This is a genomic window from Brevibacterium sp. HMSC063G07 (assembly GCF_001810665.1).
Taxonomy (GTDB): Bacteria; Actinomycetota; Actinomycetes; order Actinomycetales; family Brevibacteriaceae; genus Brevibacterium.
Genome location: NZ_KV802333.1, coordinates 78,471 through 99,783, shown reverse-complemented (window position 1 = coordinate 99,783; position 21,313 = coordinate 78,471). Strand labels below are relative to the sequence as shown.

Genomic DNA, 21,313 nt, shown 5'->3' with positions numbered 1-21,313 from the left:
ACGCCCGTGGGGATGAGCCCGGCGTGACGTTGTCGAGTCGTTTTGCGGCCGTTGTGTTCCCCACGCCCGTGGGGATAAAGCGTAAGTTCACCCACGCGCATCCCGTCTGATTCGGCCACATCAGAGCACGAAAGTGCCCGAGCATCCTAGGACGCTCGGGCACTTTCTACTTGAGCTGAAGTTCAGCTCGGCTGATTACATCAGCTGTTCTGCTTACGACGGACAGCGAACACAGTCGCTGCACCACCGGCAATCAGAGCGGCTGCCGCTGCAAGTGCACCGGAGAGCTCAGCACCGGTACGCGGCAGAGCACCCGATCCATTGTCGTTGGACTCATCAACAACAGGCGCCGGCTGGTCCTTGTCGTCAGACTCACCGCCAGGCTGCGGGGTTTCCTTTTCAGCAGGGGTCTCTTCGTTCGACGGGGTCGATTCACCCTCAGACGGGGTTTCTTCGCTCGGCGGAGTGGACTCACCTTCAGAGGGGGTCTCCGACGGGGTTTCAGAAGGAGTCTCCGAGGGGGTTTCCGACGGGGTCTCGGAAGGAGTCTCGTCGGCTTCCCACTTCAGCGAAACTTCATCGGTCTTAACCGACTTCTTTTCGTCAATAAGGACAACCCGCTGTGCGTTCTCGTCAGCGTGCTTGAACACGCGGCCAGTCAGAGAATCAGCCGACGACGTTGCCGTAAGCTTCACAGCACCTTCGGGGGCATCTTTGTTGATCTGAACAAACAGCTTGCCCGGCTTGACGTTGTCAAGATCAACCTCGTTTCCAGCCTCGTCTTCAATCGTGTAGTCGTCGCTGGTCGGTTCAGCCTGAAGCTTCACGGCGTCCTGGCTGCTGGTAACCGTGATCGGACCGACCTTGTCGCCAGCCTTGTAGGTCTTGTCACCACCCAGATCCAGTTCGACGCTGGCTTCGTTGTCTGAGAAGTTAACGCCGACGTTCTTTTCACCGATCAGGTACTTGTAGACCTGCAACACCTTTGCACTGGTATCAGCAGCGAGGTCAGCGCCCCCAGCGGTGGTGTAGTGCCAGACAGCACCCTGCGTAGCTCCGATCGCCTCAGCTACCGTCAGGCCCTCAATGCCTGCAGCCTGACCCAGTTCTTGTGCGGTGACCTTGGGGTACGAGTTCTCAAGAATCCAGCCGACCTTGTTTTTCTTCTCTGCGTCAAGGTCACCCCACTGCTCTACCGTGCCATCGCCCTTTTTAAAAGGCTTATTCAGCTCGATGCAGTAGGACTTGTATACCTTGTCTTCTACGGTGATGTAGAAAAGCGTCGTTCCGGTACGTTTCCTACCGTTGGCGGTGTCCACCTCAACGGCCGTTCCCTTTTCACCAGAAGCGGCTGTAGCGGCGGCACTATCTGCCGGAACCGGTTCAGCCGAGGCTGGGGTGCTTGCTACAGGAGCAAGAAAAGCCAGCGATGCGGCAACCGCAGCTGCCGCCAGCTTCCCAAAGCGCGTAATACTCATACTCAGTCTTTCTTTAAAGAATTCACAGCGAATGCAACAGTACAGCGCGACCCGGGACATGTAAACACTCAGACCGCACCATGAGATCCACCCTGACATCCATCTTGCGTGGGCCCGCCAGCCATGCCAGGTTTCAGGCGGGCCCAGCATCATTTCACTCTATTTCAGGCATGTCCGACCAACCGCACACGCCCCATTCTGCTGCCATCAGGCAGTCAGTCATCCAGCCAAACATTCGCGAAAACTGCACGCGACACCTCGGGTGCCGGTGGGTGGAAGATCCCCGCGGCAGCGTCCCGGTAGAGACGCGAAGCTTCGGCAGCATTCCCAAAGCCCGCTCCCCCAGCACAGTGCAGTGCCGCCTCGGCATTGGCCCTGGCAGCCTTCTGCGCCATGTACTTAGCCGAAACAAAGCGCTGCGCCCACGCGGCCCCGTAGTCCACGCACTCATCAAAATCGCGCGTGTAGGAATCCAGCTGCGCCGGAACAGCGGCGAACTCCAGAGCCGCGTCAGCAACACGCACACGGAATTCACCGAGCTCGGTGTACGGGACTCCCCCGTTCTTAGCCGAACGTCGCTTGCGCAGAGCATCCGATGCCACTTCAAGAGCACGGTGAGCAAGCCCCGCATACACCGATGCAATGAGCAGCTGGAAATTCGCAGTAATGCCGAAAGTCAGCAGATCCGGGTTAGGGCCGTCTGGGATGCGCCGCACAACCCTGTCGGCTTCAAGAACAGCCTCCTCCAGGATGGTCGCCCGCGAATGAGTGGCGCGCATTCCCAGCACGTCCCAATCATCCGAGGACGTGACCCCTTCGGTGCCGCGGGTGAGGAAACCGTAGACCAGCTGTGGCCCATCGGCGGCGGTTTCGTCCTTGCCGTGCACAATCAGCCTGGTCCAGGCAGGCGTCATCGACGTGAAGATCTTCACACCAGACAGCCGGTACGAACCGTCCCCCTGCGGAACAGCCTTCGTGTTCGAACCCTGCAGAACCCAATCGTTGCCAGGCTCAGAAACACCAAAGGCAAAGACCTCACCATCACGGGCTTCTTCAAGTGCGAACTGCAGCGACTTATCGCCGCGATTCCACATGGCGCGCATCATGCCGGTGCACACAAAGTGCATGTTCACACCCAGCGCGGTCGCAGGAGCTGCCGTAGCCAACCGCTGCTGCAGCCGCGAAACCTCGTTCATACCCAAGCCCGGACCGCCAAGCTCTTCAGGCACAAACAGCGTCAGATAGCCCCTCTCTTCGAGCTCTTCCAAATCTTCGAAGAAGAACGCGTTGTCGCGGTCATACTGTGCTGCGCGCTCCCGGAAGCGCTCCAAAAGCTCATCCGGCAAATACTTCTCTTCCAGTTCCACAAGTCGCTGTTCACGGTCAGTCATACATCCTCCTGTCTGGTCAACACCAGAGCCGACTGCAGTTCATCCGTGCGGCTGATCATGCCACTCCGCCCGTCCAGCCTAGTGCCGTCAGCCCCAGCATGAGAGCTGCGGCCATCACCAGGAAAACGCCGATCTTCGGCGCAGCCCAGCGCACCCACGTCAGGTACGGCACCCCAGCTGTCACGCACGAACCCACAAGCCATGCCAGCACCGGCGACAGAATGTTCGTCAGCCCATCACCCAACTGGAACGCCTGCAGCGCCAGCTGATGGTGCATGCCCAGTGCCGTGGCAATCGGGGCCAGCAGCGGAAGGAGAATCGCAGCCTTCGCCGCAGTCGACGGAATGATGAAGTTGATTGCCGCGAACAGCAGAACCATGAGCACCGCTGACCAGCCCAAGCCCACATCGCGCAACGGCAGCGTGAGCGTGTAGACAATTGTGTCGAGGATCTTCGCTTCCGCCAGCAGAGCCGAAATCGACCCGGCCATGCCGATGATGATCGCAATGAAGCCCATGCTGGAAATACCGCGGGCAATTGTCTCCGCCAGCGGATTCCACTTAAAGCCGGCGGCCTTGCCGATGATGATTGCCGACACCAGGTTGGTTGCGAACATCACCTCGATGACCTGCTTTGAATCGACCAGCAGCGAATAGCCCACAACCACACCGAACTGCGCGATGAACAGCGCCAGCACAATTACCGAGCGCAGCCGCAGCTTCGTCGGGGCCACAGTGCCTGCCTCACCGCCGGCTTCAGCTGCCGCTTCGTGCCCACCAACAGCGCCGTGGGGCCGCCATCCGTGCTTCCACATGAGCGAACGCGTGGGGTCCTTCTGGATTCTGCGCACGTACAGCAGCACAAAGGCCAAGCCCACAACCATGAAGAGGTTCATGATGATCATGCGCATGCCGAAACCTGAGTACGGCGGCAGACCGATGAGCATTTGGGAGACCGCCATGTGCTTCGGACCCGTGCCGAACCCGATCAGTGCTGCGAATGTTGTCACCGCAACAGCCACAATCCCGTCAAGGCCGAGCTTGCGTGCAAACAGCACGCCAATCGGCACAATCGCAATCAGCGCGTCATTGCCGGAGAACCCGCCGATGTAGACCATGAGGCAGAACAGCCCCGACACCAGCAGGGGTGTGCTCTTGTCCTGCAGCCTGTAGACGGCCGAATCGAGCAGATTCTCAAACGCCTTCGATTCCAGAACAACGGAAACATTCGCCCCGACCGACAGCACGGCAAAGGCGATCGGCGCCATATTGACCGCGCCGGTCAGCAGCATCATGAGCGCGCCGAAGGGGCTGACCGGCGACTGATCCTCTAGAAAACGGAAATCGTTCGGGTTGATCGAACCGTCAGGGTTCTTCTGAAACTCCCCGGCGGGGATCAGATAGCCCGCCGCGGTAGCCGCTGCCAGAATAATGAGCATGAGCCACAGCAAGTGTGGCATTTCCCAGCGCCTCTTCGGCTGGGTTTCTTCTGAAGTTTCATCTGTTTGCTTGTCGGCCAGCACTGCCTGTGCGGCCTGCTTTTCGGCCTCTTCGGTCTGTGCTCCCTGCGCAGTCTTTTCGACTGTTGTGGACATGGTGAAGCTCCTGAATGCAGAAATGGATGAGGGGGCAACACCCGCGGTGCATCGCTTCTCTGGCGGCTGAACCAGCCTGCTTTCAGGTTGGGTGGCGGGAGCTCAGACGGCCACCTCACCCTTTGAGGGAGCCCGTGCTCAGGCGGCTCGGATAAGAACTGAGCCGTTGTGCCCGCCGAAGCCGAAGGAATTCGACAGCACCGCGCTCATACACGGACCCGCCCGATCGAGCGGTTTGCGGGCTGCGACAACGTCGAGCTTCGGAAAATCCGGCATGTCAAGATTGGCGGTCGGAGGGATCACGCCCTCACGCAACGAGCGCACGCTGACAATGGCTTCGAGCACTCCCCCGGCACCCAGCAGGTGCCCGGTTGAGGACTTCACGGCCGTCACAGGGATGTCGGCAAGCGCCTCACCGAAAACGGCTTCAAGGGCGAGCGCTTCTGCCGCATCCCCCGCCGAGGTGGAGGTCCCGTGCGCATTCACGTGCCCCAAAGGTGACCCTTCGGGGCCGCCTGTGGCGAAGCTTTCCGGGGTCAGCCCGGCATCCGCCAAGGCAGCGCGCATAGCTGCGGCGGCACCTCGTCCTTCTGGGTCTGGGGCGGTGGCGTGGTGGGCGTCCGATGACGAACCGAACCCGGCCAGCTCAGCCAGTTTCCGCCCGCCGCGGCGGTTCACGGCGTCGTCGTTTTCCAGCACGATTACGGCAGCGCCGGCGGACATAACGAAACCTGCGCGGTCGCGGTCAAAGGGGCGCGATGCTTCCTGCGGGCGGTCTTCGAAACCGGATGCGAGCGCGCGCATGTTCGCATTTGATGCGAGGTTGGCGGGGTTGAGGCAGTCTTCGACGCCGATGACGATTGCGGCATCTGCGTAGCCGTGGCGCAGGGCTCGCAGCGCCTGACCGAGGCCTACAGCGCCGGAAGCGCACGTGGCGGACACTGCGTGTGCGGGGCCGGTGATTCCGTACCGTTGGCTGATGAGTGCGGCTGGGGAATCTGGTGCGCCGTGCATGGACAGGGTGAGCGGAACACCCCGCTGGCCGTCTTCGGCGTAGGCGAGCGCTGCCCGCTGTTGGGGGCGGATGGGCCCGGACCCGGTGGCGGTCACGATCATGACGCGGGCCGGGTCCCACGGCAGGTCAGCTGCCGAGGCGCCGGTCCGGCCGGTCTGGATGCCTGCGGCTTCTTCCAGGGCCTGGTCGGCAGCGGCGATGGCCCACAGGTGGAAGTCCTCCAGGCGCCGGGCCAGATGTGTGGGCACGTGGTCTTCAGGGTTGAAGCCGCGAACCTGTCCGCCGATGCGCACACTGAGGCCGTTGAACTCCTGGCCTTCGAGCACTCCGATTCCGCTGCGGCCGTGCTGGACGGCCTGCCACGTGTCTTCGACCGTCAAACCGTTAGGCGTGATTGCCCCCGTGCCGGTAATCCAGACACGGCTGGATTCGGAGTGGTGTGCGTTCACAGACGGACAACTCCTTTCCCACCGGCCTGTATGAGCTTGACGGTTTCAGCAGTTCGCACTTTACCGCCCACTGTGCGCGGCAGCGCTTTCACGGCGTAATACTTCGTCGGAATGAACTGCGGGGCCAGGCGTGCGCGCCCGTGTTCCCGCAGTGCAGCCTTGCTCAGCTGCTCGCCTAACGCCTGGGCAGGGCCGTTCTGTTCCCGTGAATCTGCGCACACCGGGCCACCTGAATCGGCAGACACCAGTTCACCGGCTTCGATAACCAACGCGACAGCGGTTCCAAGAGCCGTATCCGGCAGGCCCACGGCAACAGCTTCGCGGTGCTTTCCGGCCACGGTCAGTCCCGCGTAGGCGCGGGTGACTTCCGGCAGGGCGACCTTGTGCCCGCCGACGTTGATGATGTCGCCCTTGCGCCCCAGCAGCTGCAGTTGACGTTCGCCGCCGACCACAGCTGCCCGGCCCTGGTCTCCGACAGTTGCCCAGCCGTGCTCATCGAGCAGATGCACATCGGCGGTGCCTGCAATGTAGTCATCGGAGCGCGAATCAGCGAGCACCCACAGCGTGCCAATTTCACCATCCGGCACTGGGTGTCCAGCGTCATCGCGAATTTCAACCTGGACGCCGTCGTAGATCTGATTCCACGTGCTGTCGTCCCCGCGCGCATCCCCGATGAAGCCGATTTCCGCTGCCCCGTAATAGCTGATGAGCCGCACGTGCGGCAGCACTCGACGGAGGTCTTCTCGCAGTGCATTCGGCAGGTTGGCCCCGCCGACGACAATGAGTTCAAGCCCCGCGAAATCTTCGGGCCTGCGGGTGGCTTGGGCAATAATGCCCCGCAGCACCGCAGGAACTGTGACAATCCGCGTGATGCGCTGCTGCGCCACACGCTGACCAAGTCCCGGCAGGGACAGCTCATCAGCCAGGTGCGCCTCGCCCCCGCTGGCCAAGCACTCAACCGTCGCGTACAGCGTCAGCGAATACGCAAACGCCCCGGGTGCAAGAGTCGCCACACCGGGCAGCGGTTCCAGGTAGCGGGATGACACCGCGAAGTTCGCCCTGTACTGGCCGCGGGTTTTGAGAAACGCCTTGGGGCTGCTGGTTGTTCCGGAGGAAAAGAGCATGAGGTACGGCTCGTCAGCGTCCCGCACCTGCGGCGGTTCGGCCGGCTGCACTTGCGCCTCGATTTCCCTGAATCGCTGTACCGGCACCACTACCCCACCCCAGTCCGGGCCGAGAGCAGAGCGCAGGCGGGCTTCCGCCTCGTCATCATCGACGATCACCAGGCCGATGCCGACTTCGGCAATCACGTGCCGCTGGTGGTCCACCGGCCAGCGCGGGTCGATAGTCGCCGACACCGCGCGGTACCCGGCCAGGCCCGCCATAATGCGGGCGGCCTCAAATGCCGAGGTGGAGCTCACCGCAATCACCGGCGCTCCCTGTGTTTCGGTGGCGGGTGTGGGCAGGCTCGGCGCTTGGGCCAGCAGGTGGCGCACGGCGGCGATGACGCGGCGGCCGTCTTCGGCGAGTTCCGCGTAGCTCAGGGCGGCGGATTCGCCGACAATCGCCGGGCGGTCGGGGTGTTGCGCGGCGGTTGCGAGTATAGATCGAGTTATCGGCACGAGATCAGCCTAAACAGAACCGGAGGCCGAGGTCGAAACACCCCAGCCTCCGGTCCATGAGCCATCAAATCTTCAGTTCGCCCATTTCGTCCCAGCCTTCGCCATCAACCTGGCGAGACACGATCTTCGGGGTAGCCGACAAGTGCGGCCGCATAGCCTCAAGACCCTTGGCAAAGTGCTCACTGGTCACATGCGGCTCCGCTCCCTCATCAGTGAAGGCTTCAACAAGCACGTACTCATTTGGGTCTGCAAGGCTGCGCGACCACTCGAACCACAGATTTCCTTCTTCTTGGCGCGTGGCCTCCGTGAACTCCGCGACAATCGCCGGCCATTCTTCGGCGCTTTCAGGTTTGACTGGGAACTTGACGACGATGAAGTACATCGCACCCTCCTGCTCGTTTGATCACTGTCCGCACCACTGTTGCACCCAACAACCTGCCTGTCCTCCCCCTCTTATCGGTCAGTGAGAACGATCTATCTGAGGGCCTAAGAAACGGTATGCCAGACTGACGCAATGAGCGAAGGACAACGCGACAATCCGACGGCCAAACCGCGCAGGGCCGGAACTTTGAAGCGAGCCCTGTCGATCATTGAGTACATAGCTGAGAACGGAGGCTCGGACGCCAAGGCCGTGTCCTCTGGGACAGGGATTCCTCTGCCGAGCACCTACAGGCTCCTAGCCGAACTGTGTGCCGAAGAACTCCTGGTGCACTTGAAGAATGAGCAGACATACGCACTGGGCTACCGGCTCCATAAGTTCGGCGTCCGTCTGCACGCAGACCTCGGGTTGAGCAGAGAAATCCGCAGCGAGCTCAACGAGCTTCACACTCGGCTCAGCATGGCCACCTACCTCGCAATCCACCGCGGCATTGAGTTCGTGGTCGCACATGTCAGCGAATCACCCGCAGCACCCCGGCTTGCTCCCATGCAGTTCGGATTCAGAGAGAACCCTCACGCATCAGCGTTCGGCAAGCTCGGCCTCGCGTCATTAGACGAAGCTTCTCGGAAACAGGTTCTCGCTGAGTCGGGAATGCCCGCTCTGACAGACCGCACAATCACCGATGCCGCTGCTCTTCTCTCAGAGCTGAAGACTATCGAGCGCGATCGAATTGCCTGGGAGCACGAGGAGTTTCAGGAGGGCGTGTCCTGTGCCGCGGTGCCGTTCTTCAGCAGAAACGGCGACCTTCTTGGATCAATCGCCGTCTCTGCCCCCACCGCGGCATTCGAGGGCATGCGCACCCGCGTTGAGCACGTGCTTCGTTCGGCTGCCTCACGAATCGGCCGCATGTACCGCCTGGGTCCGAACTTCTTCAGGCATGTTTCTCAGTAGCTGAGAGCAGCTCCTTACCGGATGGCTTTCAGGGCGTTAGCCTCGGTTCCACTTCAACGAAGAAGGAGGTACAAAATGTCGATGCCCAGCAATCCGCTTCCCGCCAAATACGGGACTCTCAACGCCATGGAGTTCTCGGATGAGGCCAAACGAGTCTTAGTCAAGATACTCACGACGGCTTTTCCCCATAAGAACTTTCCGCCCGGACCCTACGAGCGGATGGCCGACCAGCTCATCACCATGGCAGACGAGTCTCCGTGGTTCCGAATGAAGCTGATTCAAGGAGTCGAGACGATCGATGCGAGCGCCGATCGCAAATTCTCGGAGCTGTCCTACGAAGACGCAGTTGCAGCCCTGAAAAAGGTGGAGCGGACAGAGTTCTTTTCCTTCATCCGCCGGATGACGATTCTGACCATGTATGAAGACGAAGAAGTCTGGTCAAGCGTTGGCTACGAGGGCCCCTCATTCGATAAGGGCGGCTACATCGATCGGGGCTTCAACGACCTCGACTGGCTTCCAGAACCGCGAATCGAAGAATCAGAGGAACCGCTGCCGGACTTCGGGCCCGGGCACAAGGAAGGAGTGTCGTGATGGTTGAGTTCAATGATGACCGCGCAGTCGTCATTATCGGTTCCGGCGCAGGAGGCGGAACCCTGGCCTATGAGCTGACCCAGCAGGGCATACCCGTCGTGCTGCTTGAAGCCGGCCCCTATCTGCAGAACGAAGACTACGTAAACCTCGAATGGGAAGCCTTCAACCAGATGGCTTGGCTGGATCCTCGTACAACATCGGGCAGCTGGCGGATTGCGCGTGACTTCCCCAACCTGCCGGCTTGGATTGTGAAAGCCGTCGGCGGTACGACAACACACTGGTCTGGAGCTACGCCCCGGTTCAAGGCCCATGAATTCAAGGCCGCCACCACATACGGTGACGTGCCCGGAGCAAATCTGCTTGACTGGCCAATCACCCTAGAGGATCTGGCTCCCTACTACGACCGTGCTGAGCTGGCGATGGGATCAACGCATCGCCACGGACGTCCGCCCCTTCCGGCCAACAACAACTACAAAGTATTTGCAGCCGGTGCCGAGCGGGTCGGGTACAAGCACTACGCCACCGGACCCTACGCAACCAACGCAACGCCCTACGACGGCCGTCCGGCCTCAATCCAGGACGGGTTCAATTTCCAGGGCGATAAGAACAAGTCGAAGTGGTCGATCCTGGTGCGCGAAATACCCCGTGCTTTGGAGACCGGGCTTTTGGATCTCCGACCGGAAAGCACTGCGGTGCAGATCACGCACGATGCTTCTGGCCGAGTCGATTCAGTCCTCTACCTCGACAAAGACGGACAGATGCACCGACAGGCGGCGGGGGTTGTCTGTGTTGCGGGCAACGCGATTGAAACACCCCGTCTTCTGCTTATGAGCGCGACATCGGCGTTCCCGGATGGATTGGCTAACAGCTCGGGCATGGTCGGCTGCAACTACATGCGCCACATGACAGGCTCTGCCTACGCAATGTTCGACAAACCGGTGAACATGTATCGCGGCGAAACCATGGCGGGGATCATTGCCGACGAATCTGTTCACGACCCCTCTCGCGGTTTTGTCGGCGGCTATTACATGGAGACCATTTCACTCGGACCGGCGTTCCTGGCGAGCTTCCTGGACCCCGGAAACTGGGGAGAGGACTTCACCCGATGGATAGACAACTACGACAAGCTGGCCGGCATGTGGATTGTCGGTGAGGACATGCCACAAGAATCCAACCGTGTAACGCTCAGCTCCACTGCAACCGATACCAACGGCCTGCCCGTGCCGAATGTGCATTTCGACGACCACGAAAACGACGTCTCCATGCGGGAGTACGCCTACGGCAAAGCCGAGGACCTTTACCGCTCAGTCGGCGCGCTGGACGTCCACAGAACACCGCCGTACCCCTCAACGCACAATCTGGGCACCTGTCGAATGGCAGCGAATCCCGAAGACGGGCCGGTAGACGGTTTCGGCCGTTCGCATGAGATCCCGAACCTTTTCGTCTCTGACGGTTCACTGTTCACAACCGGTGCGGCAGCAAACCCGACTTTGACAATCGTTGCTCTTGCAATGCGCCAAGCTGACTACATTGCCAACGAGCTCAAAACCGGTGGACTGTAAGGACAAAGAGCCCACAGGCAGCGAACAGAACACCTGAAGATAACCACAACAACCGGCTGGTGCCGCAGGTTCTCACACCTGCGGCACCAGCCGGTTCTTAGCCTCACCCTCGGCCGAGCCTCGTCAGCTCAACCTCAACAGCCCAGACTCAGCTCACAGTCCGAGAGCGCGGGCAATGAGCATGAGCTGCACTTCGGTGGTGCCCTCGCCGATTTCGAGGATCTTCGAGTCGCGGTAGTGGCGGGCCACCAGGTATTCGTTCATGAAGCCGTAACCGCCGTGGACCTGCGTGGCGTCACGTGCGTTGTCCATGGCTGCTTCACCGGCAATGAGCTTGGCAATCGAGGCTTCCTTCTTGAACGGTTCACCGGCAAGCATCTTCGACGCTGCTTCGTAGTAGGCGGCGCGGGCTGCTGAAACACGCGCTTCCATGCGGGCGATCTTGAAGGAAATCGCCTGGTAGCTGCCGATCGGCTTGCCGAAGCTCATGCGCTCCTGGGCGTATTTGACCGATGCGTCAACACAGCCCTGCGCGGCACCGACGGACAGGGCGGCAACCGCAATGCGCCCCTCATCGAGAATGCGCAGGAAGTTTGCGTAGCCGCGGCCGCGCTCACCCAGCAGGTTCTCTTCGGGAACTTTGACGTTGTCAAAGGTCAGCGGGTGGGTGTCAGAGGAGTTCCATCCGACCTTGTCGTACAGCGGCTCAGCCGTGAAGCCCGGCGTGCCCGCCGGGATCATGATGGTGGAGATCTCCGGCTTTTCCTTGCCGTCTTTGCCCACGCGGGTGCCGGTGACGGCGGTCGCGGTGACCAGGCGGGTGATGTCCGTACCGGAGTTGGTGATGAACGACTTCGAGCCGTTGATCGTCCATTCGCCGTTTTCCAGGGTGGCCTTCGTGCGGGTGCCGCCTGCGTCCGAACCGGCTTCCGGCTCCGTCAGACCAAAGGAAGCAAGGCCCGAACCGTCCGTGAGCTTGGGCAGCCACTCTTTCTTCTGCTCTTCCGTGCCGAACAGGTAAATGGGCATGGCACCAAGCGAAACAGCGGCTTCGAGCGTAATGGCCAGCGACTGGTTTTCGCGTGCGATTTCCTCAATTGCCAGGCACAGCGCGAAGTAGTCTCCGCCCATACCGCCGTACTCTTCCGGGAAGGGCAGGCCGAACAGTCCCATCTTGCCCATCTTCGCCACGAGTTCGTACGGGAATTCGTGTTTGCGGTCGAGTTCGGCTGATACGGGAGCGACTTCGTTGTCGGTGAAATCAGCAACTGCCTTGCGGAGGCTTTCGTATTCCTCCGGCAGCATTCCTGGGGTGAAGCTCATGAGCTCTCCTTAGCTTTGTGGTCTGTCTGAATAAAGGGGACGAGGTGTCAGCTGGCTGCCCGGGCAGCTGCCGGGCGGCGGGTCAGCCGTCGGTGTCTTCTGCTGTTTCGTCGACGATCGTGACAAGCACTTCGTCCAGTGCCACCTGGGCGCCGACAGCGGCTTTGACGTGAGCGGTTCCGGCGGCGGGTGCGCGCAGCACGTGTTCCATCTTCATGGCCTCCACAACGGCAATCGGGTCGCCTTCGGCGACTTCAGCACCGTCTTCGACCAGCAGCTGGGTGAGCGAACCCGGCATGGGTGCGCAGATGTCGGCCCCTGCAGCCCCCGGGTCGAGTTCAGATTCGGCGGCAGGGCGCGCAAAGCTGTAGACGCCTCGTTCGCTTGCTACCCAGATCATGCGGGTTGCCGGGTCGGCCCACAGCATGGCGGTGTGCTGCACGCCGTCGATCGTGAGTTTGTAAACCGTGTCACCGGCTTCCGTTGTGACTCGGGTGAGCTGTTCACCGCGCCACACGACGGTTGCGACTTCGCCACCGTAGGCCAGTTTGACGCTCACCGCGGGCTGGCGGCTGGAGCGCCATCCGCTGGGGCGCGCCCACGCGCTGGGCGCTTCTGTGCGATCCCCTGACGAGGTGCCGCCGAGCTTCTGTGTTCCCGCGGCTCCCCCTGTGCTCACCACGAACGCGGCGGCGAAAAGCTTGTCGATGTCTCCGGCAGCGTGGGCGAGTTCGTCTTCCGTCATGCGGTCGATCAGGCCCGTGTCGAGTCTGCCTTCGATGACATCTTTACGGCGGACCAGGCGGCGGACGAAGTCGATGTTCGTCGTAATGCCGGGCACAGCTGAGCGGGCGAGCGCGGAGTCCAAGCGCGACAGCGCGGTTTCACGGTCATGAGCGGTGATGATCACCTTGGCGATCATCGGATCGTAGTCAGACACGATCCGCTGACCGGCTTCGAGACCGGCGTCAATGCGGATGCCCGCACCCTCTGGGAACTGCACGTCAAGTGCTGTGCCTCCGGTGGGCAGGAAGCCGCGGGAGGGGTCTTCGGCGTAGACGCGCGCTTCGATCGAATGGCCGGTGAGCGTGATGTCTTCCTGCTTCAGTGCAAGCTCTTCGCCGCTGCCGATCCGCAGCATCCACTCGACCAGGTCAACGCCCGTGACTTCTTCCGTTACGGGGTGTTCCACCTGCAGGCGGGTGTTCATCTCCATGAAGAAGAACTCGTCTGGTTTGTCAGCCGAGACGATGAACTCGACCGTGCCTGCACCGCGGTAGCCTACGGAACGGGCGGTGTCGCAGGCAGCTTGGCCGATGGCTGCGCGGGTTTCTTCGTCCAGCAGTGCCGACGGGGCTTCTTCGATGACTTTCTGGTGGCGGCGCTGCAGGGAGCATTCGCGTTCGCCCAAGTGGATGACATTGCCGTGTTCATCAGCGAGGATCTGCACTTCAATGTGGCGCGGGGTGGCGACCAGGCGCTCAATGAACAGCGTGTCGTCACCGAAGCTCGCCGCTGCTTCTCGGCGTGCTGCCGCAAGCGAGTCTTTGAGGTCCTTCGGGTCATACACCGCGTGCATGCCCTTGCCGCCGCCACCGGCGGAGGGCTTGATGAGGATGGGGAAGCCCACCTCGTCAGCCCGCTCAATGAGCTGTTCGTCGCTCAGGCCTGCTTCGGCCACACCGGGAACCAACGGCACATTGCGCGATGCCACGGCCTGCTTGGCCGTGATTTTGTCGCCCATGGTGCGGATGGCCTCAGCGGTCGGTCCGAGGAACACGATCCCCGCATCTTCACAGGCCTGAGCGAATTCGGCGTTTTCGGACAGGAACCCGTAGCCGGGGTGAATCGCCTCGGCACCGGTGTCCTTGGCGGCCTGAATGACCTTGTCGATCCGCAAGTACGATTCCGCAGCGGCTGCCGATCCCAAGCGGACCGCGACATCGGCGGCTTTGGTGTGGGCCGCCTCGGCGTCGGCATCGGAGTACACGGCGACCGTTTTGATGCCCAGCGCACGGCAGGTGCGCATAACGCGCAGGGCGATTTCACCGCGGTTGGCAATGAGAACTGTTGAGAACACAGCGATCACATCCTGAAAACGCCGTAGCCGGGCGCGTTGTTGGGGCGGGCAAGCGGGGCGTAGCGGGCGGCTTCGAGGGCCAGTGCGAGCACCTGGCGGGTGTCACCGGGTTCGATGACGCCGTCATCCCACAGCCGGGCCGTTGAATAGTAGGGCACGCCCTGGGTTTCGTATTGTTCGAGCACGGGCGCTTTGAATTCGGCTTCTTCTTCCGCCGACCACTCTTCGCCGCGAGCCTCAATCTGGTCGCGTTTGACGGTTGAGAGCACGCTGGCTGCCTGTTCGCCGCCCATAACGGAGATGCGGGTGTGCGGCCACATCCACAGAAAGCGCGGACTGTAGGCGCGCCCGCACATCGAGTAGTTTCCAGCACCGTAGGAACCGCCGATCACCACGGTGAACTTCGGCACCCGGGCCGTGGCGACCGCGTTGACCATCTTCGCGCCGTGCTTGGCAATACCGCCTGCTTCGTAGTCCCGGCCGACCATGAAGCCGGTGATGTTCTGCAGGAAGATCAGCGGGGTGTCGCGCTGGTCACACAGTTCGATGAAGTGCGCGCCCTTCTGCGCGGACTCACCGAACAGCACGCCGTTGTTGGCGATGATTCCCACGGGGTGTCCGTCCAGGTGGGCGAAGCCGGTGACGAGCGTCGTGCCGTACTCGGCTTTGAATTCGTGGAACTCGCTGCCGTCGACCAGGCGGGCGATGACTTCGCGGACGTCATAGGGGGTTTTGAGGTCAGCGGGCACGACCTGCGTGAGTTCGTCCGGGCTGAACAGCGGTTCGCGCGGCTCCCTGCGCGCCCACGCCGGGGTGAGGCTTTCCTGCGGCGGCAGCGTTGAAACGACATCGCGCATAATCTCCAGGGCGTGTTCGTCATTGGCCGCCAGGTGATCGGTGACACCCGAGGTGCGCGAATGCAGAGCACCGCCGCCAAGCTCCTCGGCCGTAACAACTTCGCCGGTTGCGGCCTTCACCAGCGGCGGACCGCCCAGGAAGATCGTGCCCTGTTCATTGACGATGATCGATTCGTCCGCCATTGCCGGAACGTACGCACCGCCGGCAGTACACGAGCCCATGACAGCCGCCAGCTGCGGAATACCGGCGGCCGACAGGGTGGCCTGATTGTAGAAGATGCGGCCAAAGTGCTCGCGATCAGGAAAGACATCGTCCTGATTCGGCAGATTGGCACCGCCGGAATCCACCAGGTAAATGCACGGAAGCTGGTTTTCGCGCGCAACTTCCTGGGCGCGCAGGTGCTTCTTGACGGTCATCGGATAGTAGGTTCCGCCCTTGACCGTGGCGTCATTGGCAACAATGACGCAGGTGCGCCCGGCAACAACGCCTATGCCGGTGATGATTCCAGCACCCGGGCTGTCGTCGTTGTACATGCCGTTGGCAGCCAGGGGAGAAAGCTCCAGAAACGGAGTGCCGGGGTCCAAAAGCTGCTCTACCCTGTCGCGCGGAAGCAGTTTGCCTCGGTCGATGTGCCGCTGCCGTGAACGCTCGGAACCGCCCAGGGCGGTTTGGGCGACGCGCTCACGCAGTTCGTCGATGAGCTTTTGGTGCGCCGCAGCGCGTTCGGCGCCAACCGCAGCATCAGGCGGTGTGCCTAGTGTCTTCATCCGAACTCCTTCGTACTGGATACCACCGGGCCGGCAGACTGAATTCTGAAGACCAAGCCCTGCCGATTTCAGTGAATTGCCACTAACTGAAAGTATAGTATGTCGATGTGTCGCCAGACACAAGCACGGACCGGCAAAGCCAAAAGCGGCACAGTGAAGGAGGGCCCATGACAGGCAGTGACGCTCCCCAGCCCACGCGGCGCCAAGCCGCAAAAGAGCGCAGGCGCCAGCAGATCCTCGACTCCGCCAAAAAGCTGTTTGCCCGTCAGGGGTTCCGCGCGGTCAGCATTGACGACATCGGCGCCGGTGCCGGGATCTCGGGCCCAGCGGTGTACAGGCATTTCGAATCCAAAGAGGCCCTACTGGCCGAACTCCTCGTGGGCATATCCAAACACCTGCACACCGGCATGAGCGCTATCGTCAACACCCACAGCGGTCAGAGCGCAGACAAAGCAGACGGCACAGCAAAGCGCCCCCACGCCGACCCCCACCCCGGTAAGGGCGTAGCGTCGGGTGAGGGCGCCTCGGCAGTGGGGGCCAGCCCGCGTTCAGCGATGGAAGAGCTTCTTGCCTTTCACGTGGAATTCGCCGTCAACGAACCCGAGCTCATTCGCATTCAGGACCGCGATTTCGAGGCTCTGCGGGAGAGCGACCGCAAACGGGTGCGCCGCCTACAGCGGGAATACATGACCGGCTGGGAAGACGTGCTCGTGCAAGTGCGCCCCGACCTTAAAGGGGCCGGGGCGCGCGTGCTCGTGCAGGCTGTCATCGGGATGCTCAATTCGACGCCCTACGTGGTGCGCCGGCTCGAATCAAACGTCATTGAGCGGCATCTGCGCAAAGCCGCTCACGCCGCCCTCGGCCTGGGCTGAGGCTTCAAGCCCCAGCACCCCGCCGGGGTGACGCGCACTCCCTTGCCGTCACGCTTTCTGAACTGTGATCGTCCAGCTGGCATCGCCAACACGGTCAAAGTGCGTCACTGGGTAGCCGTTTTCGGCAGCCCATTCCGGGATCGCCTCCGTCGCCTGGGTGCAGTCAAAGTCGATTTTGAGCTCATCGCCGACAGGCAGGCTCTCCATGGCCTTCTTCGCTTCGACCAGCGGGAACGGGCAGACCTGGCCGACGGTTTCAAGTACGTGCTGCATATTCATCTTCTCCTTGATAGGACGCGCTTGGGGCGCAGGGCCGCGCCCCAAGCGCCGGATTCCGTGCCGAAGTGTTCGGGCACGAGGGGTGGTTCAAAGACGGCGGGGTCTTAGGCCCGAACGGGCGCTTTCTTTTCAGATGCGGCTTCCTGCGAAGTGCCGCCGCCGATTGTGAGCTTGGCGGCGACTCCCGCACCGATCACCATGAATGCGAGCGAAACCCAGCCCTGCCAGGTCATCATGGCGGTCTGCACCATGCCGTTGCCGACAGTGCAGCCTCCCGCCAAAGCAGCGCCGAAGCCCATGCCGATACCGCCGAGGATCGACTTGACCACTGTGATTGCGTCAGGAACGCGCAGACGGAACTCGCCGGAGGCTTTGGCCGCAATGAACGAACCGATGATGAGCGACACGGTGAAGTAGACACCCCAGTCGACAAGCTCAACATCGCCGGTGGCCAGGTAGGTGACCAGATTTGCCGACGGAGTCGTCACACCCAGCCCGCTGTTGCGGCCGGCAGCGGCTGAGAGCACCCAGCCGACGGTGGCAATGACGCCGATGACGGCTGCCGTGGCAAACGGGTTCCAGCGCTTTTCAAGCAGCAGGTGCTTCACCCCGCTGTAGCGGGGCGGAAGGGTCGCAACCTTGGCGCGGCCTCGGTTGTGGTGGATCGTCAGCCACGCGGCCACGGCAGCCAGGATGACGGTCAGCACCCACGGGGACACGTGCAGCGTTTCGTAGATCGCGCCCTGCGAGATTTCGATATCGCGCATGCTTTCAGTGAATCCGCTGAGCGGGCCGTGCTTCATGATCGAGGCGGTCAGCGCGTACATGCCAAGCGCAAACCACGAACCCACGAGCCCTTCACCGGCGCGATAGTACGTACCGGTGGCGCAGCCTCCGGCGACGACCATGGACGCTCCGAAGATGAACGCGCCGATGATGGTTGCCGCCCACGGGAAGCCCTTGGACTCCAAGTGGATGACGCCGAGGGACACCAGCGCCCACAGGCCGACGGCGTGCACGGCGATGAGCAGAATGAATGAAGAGAACCAGCGTGTTTTGCGTGCGAAGAAAACGTCACGGAATGCACCCGTGGTGCAATAGCGTCCACGCTGCAGGATAAAGCCGAGGACGCCGCCGATCACAAGACCGGTCAGTGGCATAGCAAGCCTTTCGTGTTTGCCCTCTCAACCGCACCGAATCGAGCGCAGCGGCTTTACCGCAGCGCCATTGGCTGAACCGAGCAGCGCTCAGCGCGCGACTAAACGCAGTGCAGGCCGGACAACAGCCGTGCTGGCTCGGTGAGCGGAGGGAATTTTCTGGGAACCGAGTCCGCCTGGACGGCGGGCGCCCCAATCAACACGAAGACGTGCAGATATACATAAAGTCAACAGCCCGGCGGGAGAACAGCACATTGCGCTTGGCAGCCATGTTCTCTCCTTGATCTTCGGGCTCAGATGCAGTTGTCCCACGGGAACAGCTGCCGCAATCATGCGCCACCGCTGTCGGGCGTGTCAACACGCGCGCGTTGAACGATGGCGGTTCCGTCATCAAATAGCCGACGAGGGCAGGGCTCTATTCCCGCTTTGGGTTCTCGCAATGCCCATCCTGGGTTCTCGCCCCAGGAAAGAGGCAGTGGACGGAATTCAGTTGATGATGCGGCGGCTTGCCAAACGCGGGTCGTCGCGGAATGTCGACAGCAGAAGCGAGCTGCGCGCTTCGGTCACAAGCCCCGCAGCGGCTCGACCCAGCTGGACCGCCATACCGTGGAACAGGTTCACCCCGCGCTTGCCGATGCATAGCAGCTGCGCGTCAGCCGACGCCTCGGCCAGCGCCTGCACCGGGTTGGACGATTCAACGAACTTTGCGGACGCCTTGAGATCGCGGAACTCCGAGCGCAGCCACGTGAGATCGAAGTCCACCTGCGAGTTCGCCCGCTCAGAGTTGTCCAGGGTCCCGGTGGCTACAACCACGTGCAGGGGCACACCCGCCCGCTGCGCAAAAGCCGCCGCATCGAGCGCTGCGACCGCGGAATACTCCGAGGTGTCCATGCCGACGACAACCGGGCGTTCATCACGGGCGTCTTCACTGCCCTCGGAATCGTCAATCGGCCGGTGGATCACAACCGGACACAGCGCGTGCCCCGGCAGCCCGCGGCTGACAGTGCCGATCCGGCCTGCAACAGGCTGATCCGAACCGTGATGGCCGATGACCAACAGCCCGGCATCCATGCCGCACTTGTCGAGCTCTTCGGCAGGGTCACCGAACAGCACACGCGATTTCACCTGGGCGCCTTCGGGAACCACGAGCTTCGACATAACCCGCTCGATTGCCGCCTGACCCTTTTCACGGTCCTCCGGCGTTCCAACAGTCGTGAAAGTGCCGGGCAGGTTGTGTTCGTAATCGCCTGCCGGCCGTTCGGTTTTGATGACGGTGACAAGGTCAACGGGAGCGTCCTGCGCGAAATTGTCCACGGCGAACTGCGCCGCTTTGCGACTCGAACCAGAACCGTCGATTCCGACGACGACGTCTCCGCTGATCTTCACGTGCCACTCCCGATAAACGCTCTGCCTTCTCCTGCACCCTACTGTAACCCGGACCACACACCCTGAACACGCACGAGGCGGAGCCCACCTTTTCCCAACCGGCACCTCGGTGCCGTGGCGGGAAAGCTGCGCGGCGCCTCGTAAGACAAAGAAGAATCTCCCCTTCCAGACAGGAAGGGGAGATTCTTACGCCGAGCCGCCTGCCGGAATCGAACCGGCGACCTATTCATTACGAGTGAATCGCTCTGCCGACTGAGCTAAGGCGGCAACTCGGAAAAGAATACTCGAACGCAGGGACAAGAGCAAAACGATCGCACCGGCAGAGTCCGCACCCAGTAAGGTGACAGGGTGGCTTGCCCACCGCCGCGCGACAGTCGGCGCGCACATGCCGACCGACAGCACACAACAGCTAGGAATAGGGATATCAACAGTGGACAGCACGGAACTCGACCGATTCATCCGACACTTCCGCACACTCGTGGAATGCGAATCCCCGTCGATGGACCATTACGCGCTGTCTCAGTCCGCCCGCGTACACGCCGCCGTCGGCAAAGAGCTGCTCGGAACGGCACCCCGGATCATCACCGCGGCAGACACTCCGCACCTTCTGTGGCGGTTCGGTACGCAGCCGCGGAAGGTCATCATGATCGGCCACCACGACACCGTGTGGCCCATGGGCACGCTCGACACCATGCCCTTCGCCGTCAACAAGGGCGTCATCACCGGCCCCGGAACGGACGACATGAAGGGCGGGAACCTCATCGCCCTGTACGCCGCCGCCCGAGTGCAGAAGAAACTCGGCTCACTCGACGGGCTGTCAATCTTCATCAACGGCGATGAGGAGCTCGGCTCACCATCGTCCCGCCACCTGATCGAAACGGAAGCCCACGGAGCATCGGCCGCTCTGGTATTCGAATCGGGCGGGCCCGACGGTGAGCTCAAAGCTGCCCGCAAAGGCGTTGCCCTCTACGGCCTCAACGTCACCGGTCGGGCTGCCCACGCCGGTGTGGAACCTGAGCGAGGCATCAACGCCACGATTGAGGTCGCCCACCAGATCCTCGGTGTAGAACAGCTGAACTCCCCCGAAGTCGGAACGACCGTCGTCCCCACAGCTCTGCGATCCGGCACCACCACCAACACCGTCCCCGCCGAAGCACAGCTCGACATTGATTCGCGCGCACTCACGGTAGCCGAACAGCTGCGAGTCGACTCGGCACTGCACGCGCTCAACCCGCATCTGCCCGGCGCGCAGATCGAACTGACCGGCGGCATCAACCGCCCGCCCATGGAAGAGCGCTCCAGCCGACCGCTGATCGAACTGGCGCAGCACATTGCCGACAGTCAGGGCCTGCCGGAAGTGCGGCCGATTTCGGTTGGCGGGGGTTCCGACGGCAACTTCACCGCGGGCATCGGCGTTCCCACGGTCGACGGCCTCGGCACCGTCGGCGGAGGTTCGCACGCTGACGACGAGCACGCGCTCATCGACTGGATCGGCCCGCGCACCACGCTGACCGCCGGAATGCTCGAACACCTGCTGACCGTCGGCTTGGAGTGACTGG

17 protein-coding genes, 1 tRNA gene and 1 CRISPR repeat array (1 of these 19 running past the window's edge) are annotated in these 21,313 nt (G+C 62.0%); of the genes, 5 read left to right on the top strand and 13 right to left on the bottom strand.

The window, feature by feature from the left end:
* Positions 1-82: direct repeats of the CRISPR family, unit length 28 nt (it extends 1,777 nt beyond the left edge of the window).
* Positions 83-200: 118 nt separating this feature from the next.
* The 6 genes from HMPREF2757_RS02890 to HMPREF2757_RS02865 all read right to left on the bottom strand — a co-directional run bounded on the left by HMPREF2757_RS02890 (position 201) and on the right by HMPREF2757_RS02865 (position 7,931).
* Positions 201-1,478, bottom strand: coding sequence for a thioester domain-containing protein (locus HMPREF2757_RS02890; protein ID WP_070573219.1), 1,278 nt, complete (start codon positions 1,476-1,478; stop codon positions 201-203).
* A gap of 215 nt (positions 1,479-1,693) precedes the next feature.
* On the bottom strand, positions 1,694-2,869 hold the full coding sequence (locus tag HMPREF2757_RS02885; RefSeq protein ID WP_070573217.1) for an acyl-CoA dehydrogenase family protein: 1,176 nt from the start codon (positions 2,867-2,869) through the stop codon (positions 1,694-1,696).
* A gap of 55 nt (positions 2,870-2,924) precedes the next feature.
* Positions 2,925-4,463 (bottom strand): AbgT family transporter, encoded by a 1,539-nt coding sequence (locus tag HMPREF2757_RS02880; protein ID WP_070573215.1) that lies wholly within the window; start codon positions 4,461-4,463, stop codon positions 2,925-2,927.
* Between the two features lie 138 nt (positions 4,464-4,601).
* On the bottom strand, positions 4,602-5,927 hold the full coding sequence (locus tag HMPREF2757_RS02875; RefSeq protein ID WP_070573213.1) for a beta-ketoacyl-[acyl-carrier-protein] synthase family protein: 1,326 nt from the start codon (positions 5,925-5,927) through the stop codon (positions 4,602-4,604).
* Complete coding sequence (locus HMPREF2757_RS02870; protein ID WP_070573211.1) at positions 5,924-7,549, bottom strand: class I adenylate-forming enzyme family protein; 1,626 nt, start codon at positions 7,547-7,549, stop codon at positions 5,924-5,926. The genes HMPREF2757_RS02875 and HMPREF2757_RS02870 overlap by 4 nt, the downstream gene beginning before the upstream one ends.
* Before the next feature lie 64 nt (positions 7,550-7,613).
* A complete protein-coding gene (locus HMPREF2757_RS02865) occupies positions 7,614-7,931 on the bottom strand; it encodes a putative quinol monooxygenase (protein WP_070573209.1) in 318 nt (105 codons plus the stop codon).
* Positions 7,932-8,063: 132 nt separating this feature from the next.
* On the opposite strand from HMPREF2757_RS02865, the gene HMPREF2757_RS02860 reads away from it, so the two are divergent.
* The 3 genes from HMPREF2757_RS02860 to HMPREF2757_RS02850 all read left to right on the top strand — a co-directional run bounded on the left by HMPREF2757_RS02860 (position 8,064) and on the right by HMPREF2757_RS02850 (position 11,032).
* On the top strand, positions 8,064-8,879 hold the full coding sequence (locus HMPREF2757_RS02860; RefSeq protein ID WP_070573207.1) for an IclR family transcriptional regulator: 816 nt from the start codon (positions 8,064-8,066) through the stop codon (positions 8,877-8,879).
* A 75-nt stretch (positions 8,880-8,954) separates the two neighbouring features.
* Complete coding sequence (locus HMPREF2757_RS02855; protein WP_070573205.1) at positions 8,955-9,470, top strand: gluconate 2-dehydrogenase subunit 3 family protein; 516 nt, start codon at positions 8,955-8,957, stop codon at positions 9,468-9,470.
* Positions 9,470-11,032 carry a GMC family oxidoreductase gene (locus HMPREF2757_RS02850; protein WP_070573203.1) on the top strand — a complete coding sequence of 521 codons (1,563 nt, stop codon included), beginning with the start codon at positions 9,470-9,472 and terminating at the stop codon, positions 11,030-11,032. Before HMPREF2757_RS02855 ends, HMPREF2757_RS02850 begins: the two co-directional genes overlap by 1 nt.
* A gap of 153 nt (positions 11,033-11,185) precedes the next feature.
* Here HMPREF2757_RS02850 and HMPREF2757_RS02845 read toward each other — a convergent pair whose 3' ends face one another.
* From HMPREF2757_RS02845 to HMPREF2757_RS02835, 3 genes are all read right to left on the bottom strand, one after another.
* Positions 11,186-12,355 carry an acyl-CoA dehydrogenase family protein gene (locus tag HMPREF2757_RS02845; RefSeq protein ID WP_070573201.1) on the bottom strand — a complete coding sequence of 390 codons (1,170 nt, stop codon included), beginning with the start codon at positions 12,353-12,355 and terminating at the stop codon, positions 11,186-11,188.
* An 82-nt stretch (positions 12,356-12,437) separates the two neighbouring features.
* Positions 12,438-14,435 (bottom strand): acetyl-CoA carboxylase biotin carboxylase subunit, encoded by a 1,998-nt coding sequence (locus HMPREF2757_RS02840; protein ID WP_070573479.1) that lies wholly within the window; start codon positions 14,433-14,435, stop codon positions 12,438-12,440.
* Between the two features lie 5 nt (positions 14,436-14,440).
* Positions 14,441-16,060 (bottom strand): carboxyl transferase domain-containing protein, encoded by a 1,620-nt coding sequence (locus HMPREF2757_RS02835; protein WP_070573199.1) that lies wholly within the window; start codon positions 16,058-16,060, stop codon positions 14,441-14,443.
* A 167-nt stretch (positions 16,061-16,227) separates the two neighbouring features.
* On the opposite strand from HMPREF2757_RS02835, the gene HMPREF2757_RS02830 reads away from it, so the two are divergent.
* Positions 16,228-16,932 carry a TetR/AcrR family transcriptional regulator gene (locus HMPREF2757_RS02830; protein WP_070573197.1) on the top strand — a complete coding sequence of 235 codons (705 nt, stop codon included), beginning with the start codon at positions 16,228-16,230 and terminating at the stop codon, positions 16,930-16,932.
* Positions 16,933-16,980: 48 nt separating this feature from the next.
* Here the strand turns inward: HMPREF2757_RS02830 and HMPREF2757_RS02825 are convergent, their stop codons facing one another.
* The 4 genes from HMPREF2757_RS02825 to HMPREF2757_RS02810 all read right to left on the bottom strand — a co-directional run bounded on the left by HMPREF2757_RS02825 (position 16,981) and on the right by HMPREF2757_RS02810 (position 20,021).
* Positions 16,981-17,205, bottom strand: coding sequence for a sulfurtransferase TusA family protein (locus HMPREF2757_RS02825; protein WP_070573195.1), 225 nt, complete (start codon positions 17,203-17,205; stop codon positions 16,981-16,983).
* A gap of 110 nt (positions 17,206-17,315) precedes the next feature.
* On the bottom strand, positions 17,316-18,371 hold the full coding sequence (locus tag HMPREF2757_RS02820; protein ID WP_070573193.1) for a YeeE/YedE family protein: 1,056 nt from the start codon (positions 18,369-18,371) through the stop codon (positions 17,316-17,318).
* 483 nt (positions 18,372-18,854) lie between these two features.
* Positions 18,855-19,754 carry a universal stress protein gene (locus HMPREF2757_RS02815; protein WP_070573191.1) on the bottom strand — a complete coding sequence of 300 codons (900 nt, stop codon included), beginning with the start codon at positions 19,752-19,754 and terminating at the stop codon, positions 18,855-18,857.
* A 194-nt stretch (positions 19,755-19,948) separates the two neighbouring features.
* A tRNA-Thr gene (locus HMPREF2757_RS02810) sits at positions 19,949-20,021 on the bottom strand.
* A gap of 163 nt (positions 20,022-20,184) precedes the next feature.
* Between HMPREF2757_RS02810 and HMPREF2757_RS02805 the strand changes: the two genes are divergently transcribed.
* Positions 20,185-21,309, top strand: a complete 1,125-nt coding sequence (locus tag HMPREF2757_RS02805) for a M20 family metallopeptidase (protein WP_070573189.1) — start codon at positions 20,185-20,187, stop codon at positions 21,307-21,309.
* Positions 21,310-21,313: the final 4 nt, after the last annotated feature.

Excerpts from the sequence above, each read along its gene's own strand:
- HMPREF2757_RS02890 (WP_070573219.1), bottom strand. The coding sequence starts at position 1,478 with ATGAGTATTACGCGCTTTGGGAAGCTGGCGGCAGCTGCGGTTGCCGCA.
- HMPREF2757_RS02885 (WP_070573217.1), bottom strand. The coding sequence starts at position 2,869 with ATGACTGACCGTGAACAGCGACTTGTGGAACTGGAAGAGAAGTATTTG.
- HMPREF2757_RS02880 (WP_070573215.1), bottom strand. The coding sequence starts at position 4,463 with ATGTCCACAACAGTCGAAAAGACTGCGCAGGGAGCACAGACCGAAGAG.
- HMPREF2757_RS02865 (WP_070573209.1), bottom strand. The coding sequence starts at position 7,931 with ATGTACTTCATCGTCGTCAAGTTCCCAGTCAAACCTGAAAGCGCCGAA.
- HMPREF2757_RS02860 (WP_070573207.1), top strand. The coding sequence starts at position 8,064 with ATGAGCGAAGGACAACGCGACAATCCGACGGCCAAACCGCGCAGGGCC.
- HMPREF2757_RS02855 (WP_070573205.1), top strand. The coding sequence starts at position 8,955 with ATGTCGATGCCCAGCAATCCGCTTCCCGCCAAATACGGGACTCTCAAC.
- HMPREF2757_RS02850 (WP_070573203.1), top strand. The coding sequence starts at position 9,470 with ATGGTTGAGTTCAATGATGACCGCGCAGTCGTCATTATCGGTTCCGGC.
- HMPREF2757_RS02845 (WP_070573201.1), bottom strand. The coding sequence starts at position 12,355 with ATGAGCTTCACCCCAGGAATGCTGCCGGAGGAATACGAAAGCCTCCGC.
- HMPREF2757_RS02835 (WP_070573199.1), bottom strand. The coding sequence starts at position 16,060 with ATGAAGACACTAGGCACACCGCCTGATGCTGCGGTTGGCGCCGAACGC.
- HMPREF2757_RS02830 (WP_070573197.1), top strand. The coding sequence starts at position 16,228 with ATGACAGGCAGTGACGCTCCCCAGCCCACGCGGCGCCAAGCCGCAAAA.
- HMPREF2757_RS02825 (WP_070573195.1), bottom strand. The coding sequence starts at position 17,205 with ATGCAGCACGTACTTGAAACCGTCGGCCAGGTCTGCCCGTTCCCGCTG.
- HMPREF2757_RS02820 (WP_070573193.1), bottom strand. The coding sequence starts at position 18,371 with ATGCCACTGACCGGTCTTGTGATCGGCGGCGTCCTCGGCTTTATCCTG.